The organism is Kitasatospora sp. LaBMicrA B282, assembly GCF_050325825.1.
GTDB lineage: Bacteria > Actinomycetota > Actinomycetes > Streptomycetales > Streptomycetaceae > Kitasatospora.
Genome location: NZ_JBNQTI010000037.1, coordinates 46,258 through 56,838 on the forward strand (window position 1 = coordinate 46,258; position 10,581 = coordinate 56,838).

A 10,581-nucleotide genomic window follows, 5' to 3' on the forward strand; every position below is an offset into this window, starting at 1 on the left:
ATCCGGTCAGGCCGGGCCCGGCCCTGCCCACCGGGCGCGCCGCGGTGCAGTGGCAGGATCGGTGCCATGCCCGAGACCCTCAACGAGCCCGCCGCGGCCTCCGCCGCCCCGTACGACGCCCTGCTGCTGCTCTCCTTCGGCGGCCCGGAGGGCCCCGAGGACGTGGTCCCGTTCCTGGAGAACGTCACGCGCGGCCGGGGCATCCCCAAGGAGCGGCTGGCCGAGGTGGGCCGGCACTACTTCCGGTTCGGCGGGGTCAGCCCGATCAACGAGCAGAACCGCGAGCTGCTGGCCGCCCTGCAGGCCGACTTCGCCGCGCACGGCCTGGACCTGCCGGTCTACTGGGGCAACCGGAACTGGGCCCCCTACCTGGTGGACACCCTGCGCGAGCTGGCCGCGGACGGGCACCGCCGGATCGCGGTGCTGGCCACCAGCGCCTACGCCGGCTACTCGGGCTGCCGCCAGTACCGGGAGAACCTGGCCGACGCGCTCGCCACGCTGCGCGAGGAGGGCCGCCCGGAGCTGACGGTCGACAAGCTGCGGCACTTCTACAACCACCCGGGCTTCGTCGAGCCGATGATCGAGGCCACCCTGGCCGCGCTGGCCGAACTGCCGGCCGAGCGGCGCGACGGCGCCGAGCTGGCCTTCACCACCCACTCCATCCCGACCGCGATGGCCGAGAGCTCCGGCGCCCCCGACGACCCGGCCCGCGGCACCCCGGGCGGCGCCTACGTGGCCCAGCACCTGGACGTGGCCGAGCTGGTCGCCGCCGCGGTCGCCAAGGCCACCGGCGTGGCCGACCGCCCCTGGCAGCTGGTCTACCAGTCGCGCAGCGGCGCCCCGCACATCCCGTGGCTGGAGCCCGACATCTGCGACCACCTGGCCGAGCGCCGGGAGCAGGGCGCACCGGCCGTGGTGATGGTCCCCATCGGGTTCGTCTCGGACCACATGGAGGTCAAGTACGACCTCGACACCGAGGCGGTGGCCAAGGCGGCCGAGCTGGGCCTGCCGGTGGCCCGGGCCGCCACGGTGGGCGCCGACCCGCGGTTCTGCGCCGCGGTGCGGGAGTTGGTGCTGGAGCGGGCGGCCACCGAGCGCGGCCTCGCGCCCCGGCGCTGCGCCCTGGGCGCACTCGGCGCCAGCCACGACGTCTGTGCCGTCGACTGCTGCCCCAATCCGCGGGCTCCCCGGCCGGCCGCCGCCCAGGCCTGATCGTCCGCTCCTCTCGAGCCGACCTCCCCAAGCCCGACCTCCCGAAGCCCTTCCGAAGACCTTCCGAAGCCGACCTCCCCGAAGGAGCACCGTGCCCGACCAGACCCAGCCCGACGCCGCCCTGCTCGACGAGCTGCTCGCGCTCGCCCTGGAGGCCGCGCAGCAGGCCGGCGAGCTGCTGCGCGACGGCCGCCCGGCCGACCTCGGCGTGGCGGCCACCAAGAGCAGCCCGGTGGACGTGGTCACCGAGATGGACCTGGCCTCCGAGAAGCTGATCGTGGAGCTGATCACCGGCCGCCGCCCGCAGGACGGCTACCTCGGCGAGGAGGGCACCGAGCGTCCCGGCGGCAGCGGGGTGCGCTGGGTCGTCGACCCGCTCGACGGAACCGTCAACTACCTGTACGGGCTGCCCAACTGGGGCGTCAGCGTGGCAGCCGAGTACCACGGCGAGACGGTGGTCGGAGTGGTCTTCGCGCCGGCCCGCGGCGAGCTCTTCCAGGCCGTGCTGGGCCGCGGCGCCCACCGCGACGGGCGCCCGCTGCAGGCCCGCACGGCCCCGCCGTGGGGCCAGGCGCTGGTCGCCACCGGCTTCAACTACGTACAGCCGGTCCGGGTCCACCAGGCCGAGGTGCTGCACAAGCTGATGCCCGAGCTGCGCGACATCCGGCGCGGCGGGGCGGCGGCGGTCGACCTGTGCGACGTGGCGGCCGGGCGGCTGGACGGCTACTACGAGCGCGGCCTGGCCCCCTGGGACCTGGCCGCCGGGGGCCTGATCGCCCGCGAGGCCGGTGCGCTGACCGGCGGGCGGGTCGGTTCGCCCGCCTCCGGCGAACTGGTGGTGGCCGCTGCGCCCGGCGTGTTCGAGCCGCTGCAGGCGCGGCTCGAGGAACTGGGCGCCTGGCACGACTGACGCTCCGTCAGATCTCGTGGCGGCCGGGGGAGTCCGGCCGCGAACGCCACAGTGCCCCGGCCGGGTCGTCCGGCCGGGGCACTGCGGCAGGTCATGGGAGATGCTCGGAACCGAGCGTCGAGGGGACGGGGGTCGGGGGCCGGTCGACCGGCCGGGGAGGGCGGTGGCCGGCGGCGCCGATGGCGCGCCGGATCAGGCGCTGCGGGGCAGCGAGAGGACCGGATCGATGCCGTGCTCGGCGGCGATCCGACGCAGGTCGTCGAGTTCGGACTGTTCGACCTCGGCCAGGAACTCGTCCCCGGACTCGAGGGCGCGGTGCAGGTCCTGCTCGGTGTTCCTTATACGCTGCAGGATTCCGGCGGTGAAGGCGTCCATGCGGCAGACCCCCTTACGGTGTCGGACGTGCGCGGTCGAGCGTTCCCCGGTTGGGAGGGTGCGGTGATCCAGCGGATGCGAGGCACCGTCGGCTGGCTCCGGTGCTGACGCCGGTGCGACCTTCGGGCCGCTCCGTGGGACCTGCGATCCCCCAGCCGGTGCGGATGAACGCGCGGCGGGTGGGTGCGACCGCCTGACGGCGTGATCGCGGGTGTGCATTCGTCCTCCCCCGTGCGGGGGCGGGGAAACCTCGGTGCCGTCAGAAAGCCGGAGAAAGTTGCCGGCGTCACATTCGGCCACCGCCACCCGGAGCGCTCGCGCGGCCCGCTCGGGGCCCGGCGGGCGGCCGCGGAGGACCGCCTTACCGGTGCTTTACCCCGACAGGGGGCAGGATGGAGGGACCGTCGGAGTCGCAGGCCCGCGTACGGGACCTGGGTCCCGCCACGCGTGCCCCAGAGAAGGGACCATCGCTGTGCGGGTACTTGTCGTCGAGGACGAGCAGCTGCTCGCCGAAGCCGTGGCCACCGGCCTGCGCCGGGAGGCGATGGCCGTCGACGTGGTGTACGACGGCGAGGCCGCACTGCAGCGGATCGCGGTCAACGACTACGACGTCGTGGTGCTCGACCGCGACCTGCCGCTGGTGCACGGCGACGACGTCTGCCGCAGCGTGGTGGAGCAGGGCCTGGCCACCCGGGTGATCATGCTGACCGCCTCCGGGGACATCAGCGACCGGGTCGAGGGCCTGGAGATCGGCGCGGACGACTACCTGCCCAAGCCGTTCGCTTTCAGCGAACTCGTCGCCCGGGTGCGCGCGCTCGGGCGGCGCGCCACCGTCCCGCTGCCGCCGGTGCTGGACCGGGCCGGCATCACGCTCGACCCCGGCCGCCGCGAGGTGCTCCGGGACGGCCGCTCGATCCAGCTGGCCCCGAAGGAGTTCGCCGTCCTGGAGGTCCTGATGCGGGCCGGCGGGGCCGTGGTCTCCGCGGAGCAGCTGCTGGAGAAGGCCTGGGACGAGCACACCGACCCGTTCACCAACGTGGTGCGGGTGACCGTGATGACCCTGCGCCGCAAGCTCGGCGACCCGGCCGTCATCGTCACCGTGCCCGGCTCCGGCTACCGGATCTGAACCCTGCGCCCGCTCCTCCCAACCCCAAGGGGACGACACTCATGACCACCCCGCCCACGGTCGGCGGGCCCTCCGGCAGTTCCCACCGGGTGCCGCCGCGCCCCGCCGACCCGCCACGCCCCCAGCAGCCGCCCCAGGCCGCGGGCGACGGGCAGCACGAGCCGTACCGGTACGGCGCCCAGCAGCCCGGCGACGGGCTGAGCTGGCTGCCGTTCCGGCCGACCATCCGGATCCGCCTCACCCTGCTGTACGGCGGGATGTTCCTGATGGCCGGGGTGGTGCTGCTGATCCTGATGTACGTCGTGGTGCGCAACGCCTTCCAGACCGTCACGCTGCCGCAGATCTACGTGGACCCCACCATCACCACCAAGATCAACGGCCAACTGGTCACCGGCGACCAGTTCAACCAGTACCTGCGCAGCCAGACCATGGTCGGCCAGCAGGGCGAGCTCGACACCGTGCTGCGCCAGGCGCTCACCGCCCTGGTGGTGCTCGCGGTGATCGCCTTCGCAGCCGGCTACGCGATGGCCGGCCGGGTGCTGCGCCCGCTGGGCCGGATCACCCGCACCGCGCGCGAGGTGGCCAGCTCCGACCTGCACCGCCGGATCGAGCTGGAGGGGCCGGACGACGAGCTCAAGGAGCTCGCCGACACCTTCGACGACATGCTCGACCGGCTCGACCGCTCCTTCGACTCGCAGCGCCGGTTCGTCGCCAACGCCTCGCACGAGCTGCGCACCCCGCTGGCGATCAACCGCACCCTGCTGGAGGTCCAGCTCGCCGACCCGGCGGCCTCGCCCGACCTGCAGCAGCTCGGCAAGACCCTGCTGGCCACCAACGAGCGCAGCGAGCAGCTGGTGGAGGGCCTGCTGCTGCTGGCCCGCAGCGACAACGAGCTGACCGACCGGCGGCCGGTGGAGCTGTCCGAGGTGGCCTCCCGGGCGGTCGAGCAGACCCGCGGCGAGGCGGTCGGCCGCGAGGTGGAGATCCGCTCCGAGCTGAACCCGGTCTCGGTCTCCGGCAACGGCGTGCTGCTGGAGCGGATCGCGCTCAACCTGCTGCAGAACGCGGTCCGCTACAACCTGCCCGACGGCTGGGTGGAGATCACCACCGCGCCCGGCCCCGGCGGCCTGGGCGAGCTGGTGGTCAGCAACACCGGGCCGGTGGTGCCCGGCTACGAGCTGGAGCACATCTTCGAGCCGTTCCGCCGGATCAAGGGGGCCGACCGGACCCGCAGCGACAAGGGCGTCGGCCTCGGCCTGTCGATCGTCCGCTCGGTGGTCCGCGCCCACGGCGGGTCGATCGAGGCGGCGCCGCGCCCGGGCGGCGGGCTGACCATGCGGGTACGAATCCCCGGCGCCTGAGCCCGGTCCCGACCGTTCGGGCCGACCGATCCAGCGCCCCGGTGCGCCCGCCTCCCGCCTCGTGCGGGACGGCCGGCGGACCGGGGCGCTTGTCATATCCCGGCTCGACAACTTACGGTGTCGTAACCTACGCATCCGTAAGTGACGCTGCCGTAAGTGACGCGTCGGTAGGCAAGCACCCGCACGTCCCCGCCCTCAGGAGCACCCGTCGTGACCATCGCCCCCGCCCAGCGCACCGGTTCGACCGCCTGGACCGACGCCAGGCTGATCCTGGCCCTGGAGGAGGTGGTGGAGACCGAGCTCAACCGCCACCTGAAGGTCGCCAAGGAGTGGATGCCGCACGAGTTCATCCCGTGGAGCCAGGGGCGCGACTTCGACGGCGTGCTGGGCGGCGAGGCCTGGGAGGTCGGCCAGTCCCGGGTGACCCCGGTCGGCCGGGTCTCGCTGGTGGTCAACCTGCTCACCGAGGACAACCTGCCGAGCTACCACCACGAGATCGCCACCATGTTCGGCCGTGACGGCGCCTGGGGCACCTGGGTGCACCGCTGGACGGCGGAGGAGGGGCGGCACGGGATCGCGCTGCGGGACTACCTGCTGGCCACCCGGGCGGTGGACCCGGTGGCGCTGGAGCGGGCCCGGATGGAGCACATGTCGGCCGGCTTCGAGTCCGACAACGCGCACAGCATGCTGCACTCGGTCGCCTACGTGGCCTTCCAGGAGCTGGCCACCCGGATCTCGCACCGCAACACCGGCCGCGAGGCCGGCGACCCGCTCTGCGAGCAGCTGCTGGCGAAGATCGCCAACGACGAGAACCTGCACATGGTCTTCTACCGGAACCTGCTGAAGGCCGCCCTGGAGATCGCCCCCGACCTGGCGATGCAGGCGATCCGGGACGTGGTGACCGACTTCCGGATGCCGGGCCACGGGATGGCCGGCTTCGAGCGGGCGGCCGCGCAGATCGCCATCGGCGGCATCTACAACCTGCGGATCCACCACGACGACGTGCTCCAGCCGGTGCTGCGCCACCTGCGGGTGCTGGAGGTCGACGGGCTCGGCCCGGCGGGCCTGCAGGCCCAGCAGGAGCTCGGTCTCTACCTGGACGGCCTGAACGCCCAGGCGACCAAGTTCGACGAGCGCCAGGCCGCGCTGCTGGCCCGCCGTGCGGCCAACGCGGAGCGCGCCGCCGCCCGCTGATCCGGCGACCTCGGGAGGCACCCCGGGGCGCGTGGCACTGCCGCGCGCCCCGGGGTGCTCGCCTGTCCGCCCCCGCCACGTGGACGGGTGCGTTCCGGGGTGGGTGGGACGTCCGTCGGGGGCGGGTCGGGCGGGGCGTCGGGGAAAGGGACGCACCCGCCGAGCGGGTCGTACCGGGGGCCGATAAGATGGGCCGATTCGGGCCGCTTCGTCCGAAAAGTGCTTGACTGTGACCAAGGTCACATCAATCGGTCGCACCCGTTCGGATGATCTCGCTGAGTGATCAACTGATCGAAGCCGATCATTGCGCACGGTAGTCGGATGCGGTGGTCCGGCTTCCGCCGGCCCCCGCCCGCAGGCCCCGTCCCACCTGGGCCGAGCTGCCCTGGCGCGAGCGGCCCGCAGGGCGTACCATCACCATCCGTATTCGACATCGGGCAACCGCTACCCCACGGCGGCCACTGTCCGCAAGCCCGTCGGAGGCGGCTTCGATCACCAGATCGGGCCCGCCGCTGAGTGTCGATTGAGTAACAGGGCTTGAAGTAAGGCACAATCTCGGCCTCGGGTCGGGCACAAGACCGGCCCCTCATGCGTTACGTGCGCTGGAGATACCGCACACACCCAGAGGGGGAGAGCGAAACATGGCAACGGACTACGACACCCCGCGCAAGACAGACGACGACATCAATGAGGACAGCATCGAGGAGCTGAAGGCTCGTCGGAGCGACAAGGCGGCCCCCTCGACCGATGTCGACTACGACGACGGCTCCGGCGAGAGCCTGGAGCTTCCCGGCGCAGACCTCTCCAACGAGGAGCTGTCCGTCCGGGTACTGCCCCGGCAGGCCGACGAGTTCACCTGCATGAGCTGCTTCCTGGTGCACCACCGCAGCCAGCTCGCCGGCGAGAAGGACGGCCAGCCGTACTGCCGGGACTGCGCCTGAGCATCGGCTCCGGCCCGCGGCCGGTACCGGCCGCGCTGTGGCGCCCGGCCGGCCCGGGGGCCCGTCCTGTCGACGAGGGGCACAGTGGCCGTTCCCGCACCGGCAGCGCCCGGCCGGGCGGCCGGTCAGTCCCGGGCCGCGCTGATCGCCGCGGCGAGTGCCTGCGGGTCGCGGGTCGAGAGGTAGAGGTAGGGGGTCGGGTCCGCCGGATCGGTGACCTGGACCCGCAGCGCGGTCGGCACGTAGCTGCGCAGCAGCATGAAGGCCCGCGGGTCGGCCTTGACCGAGCGCCAGGCGACCGCGGCCGCGGCGTCCAGCGGCTCGGCCGCGCCCAGGGCCGTCACCGGGATCCGGGCCTGTCCCGCGACCAGGGACCCCTGGACCACCCGGATCCGGGCCGAGCCGTAGGAGCTGAGGCCGACCGCGCCGGCGACCAGCCCGACGACCAGTCCGATCACCCCGGGCACCGGGCCGAACTTGAAGAGGATCAGGCCGATCGACAGGCCGGCGGCGACCGGCAGCAGCCACCAGGACCGGGGCGCGGTGAGGCGTTCGTCGTACATGTCCCCCATTGTGGGCGCCGTTCCTGAGGAGTCCGCACGAGGCCCCGTCCGGCAGGCGGAATCCCGCGGGAATCCATGGGTGCGGCCCTGGCTACCGGCGGGTAGGGTCCGGTGCTGTGACTGGACCCACCGCCCCGAGACCGGCCCCGCAGCGGCCCGTCGCCCCTGCCGAGCAGTCCGGTCGGCCGCTGTCGCCGACCACCCCGCCGCCGGACGCGGTGGCCCCCGTGCGCCATCCCGACGCGCCCGCCCCGGGCACCCCGCTGGGCTCGCACTACGAGCACTGCTTCGGGTGCGGCCCGCAGCAGAGCAGCGGGCTCCAGATCGACGTCCGGGCCGGCGAGGGCGTCGACGTCACCGCTGAGTTCACCGTCAAGGCGGTGCACCAGGGCGGACCGGGCCTGGCCCACGGCGGCATCCTGACCACGGCGATGGACGAGACCCTCGGCTCCCTCAACTGGATCCTGCACACCGCGTCCGTCACCGGCCGGCTGGAGACCGACTTCGTCCGCCCGGTCCCGGTCGACGCGGTGCTGCACATCCGCGCCTGGGCCACCGGCGTGCACGGCCGCAAGATCTACTGCGCGGCCGAGGGCCGGGTCGGCGGACCCGGGGGACCGGTCGCGATCCGGTCGGCGGCCCTCTTCGTTCAGGTGAAACTGGAACACTTCACCACACACGGTCGCCCGGAGGACATCAAAGCCGCTCTGGACGACCCCGACATGTTCAAGCGCGCCAGAGCCTTCGAGGTGAATCCGTGAGTTCCACCGCCCGTCCGCCGGTCGACGTCCTGATCCGACGCCTGGACCCCGAGCTGCCGCTGCCCGGCTACGCCCAGCCCGGAGACGCCGGTGCGGACCTGTACGCCACCGTCGACGTCGACCTCGAACCGGGCGAGCGCACGGTGATCCCGACCGGCATCGCCATCGCGTTGCCCGACGGTTACGCCGCGTTCGTCCACCCGCGCTCGGGGCTGGCAGCTCGTTGCGGAGTTGCGCTCGTGAACGCCCCGGGGACCGTCGATGCCGGGTACCGTGGTGAGATCAAGGTGATCGTCGTCAACCTGGATCCGCGCGAGCGGGTCGGCTTCCGGCGTGGGGACCGGATCGCCCAGCTGGTGATCCAGCAGGTCGAGAGGGCCCGCTTCCACGAGGTGGCCGAACTGCCCGAGTCCGCACGCGCCGAGGGCGGGTTCGGGTCGACCGGTGGCCACGCGGCGGTTTAACATGCCGCCGCCCGCCCGCCCGGGTACGCGCTGGGTACGAGTGGGTCGCCGAAGGCAAGCCGCCGAAGGTACGAGCAGGAATTCGCATCGGTCTTGGACCGGGAAGGACAGTGACCGTGTTCCGTCGTCGCCAGAAGAGCGAGGACGCTGTCGAGCAGCTCGCCGAGGACGCCATCAGCGCCGACGAGACGGCCGATGACGTCGAAGGTACCGCCGGCTCCGAGAGCGAGACGTCCACCGACGCCGAGGAGCTGGACGACGAGCTGGAGGTTGACCTCGCCGACCGCGTCGGTCTGCCCCCGGCCCCGCGTCCGGACGGTCCCTGGGACCACGCCGAGCTGGAGAGCCCGGCCGAGGGCCGGGTCGACCTGGGCGGCCTGCTGATCCCCGGCGTCGAGGGCATGGAGCTGCGGGTCGAGGTGGCCGGCGACGCGATCGTGGCCGCCACCCTGGTGCTCGGCAACAGCGCCATCCAGCTGCAGGCCTTCGCCGCCCCGCGCACCGAGGGCATCTGGTCCGAGGTCCGCGACGAGATCGCGGACGGCATCCGGGCCCAGGGCGGGCTGGCCGAGATCGAGGAGGGCAACCTGGGCTGGCACCTGCGGGCCCAGGTGCCGGTGCAGCTGCCGGACGGGACGCAGGGCGTGCAGCTGGTCCGCTTCGTCGGCTGCGACGGCCCGCGTTGGTTCCTGCGCGGCGTGATCTCCGGCCAGGCCGCCGTGCAGCCGGAGACCGCGGACGTGCTGGAGCAGGTCTTCCGGCAGACCGTGGTCGTCCGCGGCGAGGCGCCGATGGCGCCGCGCGACCCGATCGTGCTCAAGCTCCCCGAGGACGCCCAGATGGTCGCCGACGCCGGCGTGGGCACCCAGGAGAAGGAGGGCTCGCGGTTCGGCGACACTTCGCTCAGCCCGTTCGCCCGCGGACCGGAGATCACCGAGGTCCGCTGACCCGGATCACCCGGGCCGGGCGGCAGCACCGAGCAGCCGCCCCACCACCGACACAGCCGGCCGGGGGCCGGCTGAGCGGCGGCCAGCGCAGTAACCGGCCCCGGACAGCCACGCTGTCCGGGGCCGGTTTGACTCCCGGCACCCCGGTGCGTAATGTTCTCCGGGTTGCCCCGCAGGCCGCGCGGCTCCGCTTCGAATTCGGTTCGAGCGGGGAAAACGGGCCGAGAAACTCTGATAGAGTTCGGGAGCGCCGAAAGGCGAAAGCAAATCGGATGAAATCCTGAAAAGGCGAAAGCCCGGACGGACCGGCCGGAAACGGAACGGAAAACATCTGGTAAGCTGGAAACACGAAAGAACGAAAGCCCGGAGGGGCCACGGAAGTGGCTGCGAAGGAAGCGTCCGTTCCTTGAGAACTCAACAGCGTGCCAAAAGTCAACGCCAGATATGTTGACATCCCCGGCCTCGGTTCGTAGTTAAATGTTACTGCGATCGGGGTTGGAGATTCCTTTTGAAATAACACTAGCGAGGACGCAGTGCGCGGGGCCGCCCTATTCCGGTGGTTGCCGTGCCGCTCTGCGCGAGTGTGTTGCTCGATTACGAGCAGACATTCACGGAGAGTTTGATCCTGGCTCAGGACGAACGCTGGCGGCGTGCTTAACACATGCAAGTCGAACGGTGAAGCCCTTCGGGGTGGATCAGTGGCGAACGGGTGAGTAACACGTGGGCA

11 protein-coding genes and 1 rRNA gene are annotated in these 10,581 nt (G+C 72.4%); 10 read left to right on the forward strand and 2 right to left on the reverse strand.

What is annotated here, in order from left to right; genetic code table 11:
* The first annotated feature begins 66 nt into the window (after window positions 1-66).
* Window positions 67-1,212 (forward strand): ferrochelatase, encoded by a 1,146-nt coding sequence (locus ACQRUO_RS13380; protein ID WP_428316077.1) that lies wholly within the window; start codon window positions 67-69, stop codon window positions 1,210-1,212.
* Between the two features lie 91 nt (window positions 1,213-1,303).
* The gene (locus tag ACQRUO_RS13385; RefSeq protein ID WP_428316078.1) at window positions 1,304-2,122 is read left to right on the forward strand and encodes an inositol monophosphatase family protein; all 819 of its coding nucleotides are present in this window, start codon (window positions 1,304-1,306) and stop codon (window positions 2,120-2,122) included.
* Between the two features lie 192 nt (window positions 2,123-2,314).
* On the opposite strand, the gene ACQRUO_RS13390 is transcribed toward ACQRUO_RS13385, so the two are convergent.
* Entirely contained in the window at window positions 2,315-2,497 is a 183-nt protein-coding gene (locus tag ACQRUO_RS13390; RefSeq protein ID WP_428316079.1) for a hypothetical protein, read from the reverse strand.
* A 472-nt stretch (window positions 2,498-2,969) separates the two neighbouring features.
* Between ACQRUO_RS13390 and ACQRUO_RS13395 the strand changes: the two genes are divergently transcribed.
* From ACQRUO_RS13395 to ACQRUO_RS13410, 4 genes are all read left to right on the forward strand, one after another.
* Window positions 2,970-3,623 (forward strand): response regulator transcription factor, encoded by a 654-nt coding sequence (locus tag ACQRUO_RS13395; protein WP_035846216.1) that lies wholly within the window; start codon window positions 2,970-2,972, stop codon window positions 3,621-3,623.
* Between the two features lie 41 nt (window positions 3,624-3,664).
* Window positions 3,665-4,984, forward strand: coding sequence for a sensor histidine kinase (locus ACQRUO_RS13400; RefSeq protein WP_428316080.1), 1,320 nt, complete (start codon window positions 3,665-3,667; stop codon window positions 4,982-4,984).
* 210 nt (window positions 4,985-5,194) lie between these two features.
* Window positions 5,195-6,178, forward strand: a complete 984-nt coding sequence (locus tag ACQRUO_RS13405; protein WP_428316081.1) for an acyl-ACP desaturase — start codon at window positions 5,195-5,197, stop codon at window positions 6,176-6,178.
* 641 nt (window positions 6,179-6,819) lie between these two features.
* Entirely contained in the window at window positions 6,820-7,119 is a 300-nt protein-coding gene (locus ACQRUO_RS13410; protein WP_428316082.1) for a DUF4193 domain-containing protein, read from the forward strand.
* 125 nt (window positions 7,120-7,244) lie between these two features.
* Here the strand turns inward: ACQRUO_RS13410 and ACQRUO_RS13415 are convergent, their stop codons facing one another.
* A complete protein-coding gene (locus ACQRUO_RS13415; protein WP_428316083.1) occupies window positions 7,245-7,682 on the reverse strand; it encodes a DUF3093 domain-containing protein in 438 nt (145 codons plus the stop codon).
* A 188-nt stretch (window positions 7,683-7,870) separates the two neighbouring features.
* On the opposite strand from ACQRUO_RS13415, the gene ACQRUO_RS13420 reads away from it, so the two are divergent.
* The 4 genes from ACQRUO_RS13420 to ACQRUO_RS13435 form a co-directional block, all read left to right on the forward strand.
* The gene (locus ACQRUO_RS13420) at window positions 7,871-8,443 is read left to right on the forward strand and encodes a PaaI family thioesterase (RefSeq protein ID WP_428316087.1); all 573 of its coding nucleotides are present in this window, start codon (window positions 7,871-7,873) and stop codon (window positions 8,441-8,443) included.
* Complete coding sequence (gene dut, locus ACQRUO_RS13425) at window positions 8,440-8,907, forward strand: dUTP diphosphatase (protein ID WP_428316084.1); 468 nt, start codon at window positions 8,440-8,442, stop codon at window positions 8,905-8,907. Before ACQRUO_RS13420 ends, dut begins: the two co-directional genes overlap by 4 nt.
* 116 nt (window positions 8,908-9,023) lie before the next feature.
* Complete coding sequence (locus tag ACQRUO_RS13430) at window positions 9,024-9,854, forward strand: DUF3710 domain-containing protein (protein WP_428316085.1); 831 nt, start codon at window positions 9,024-9,026, stop codon at window positions 9,852-9,854.
* A 607-nt stretch (window positions 9,855-10,461) separates the two neighbouring features.
* Window positions 10,462-10,581 (forward strand): 16S ribosomal RNA (locus tag ACQRUO_RS13435); the annotation flags it as partial.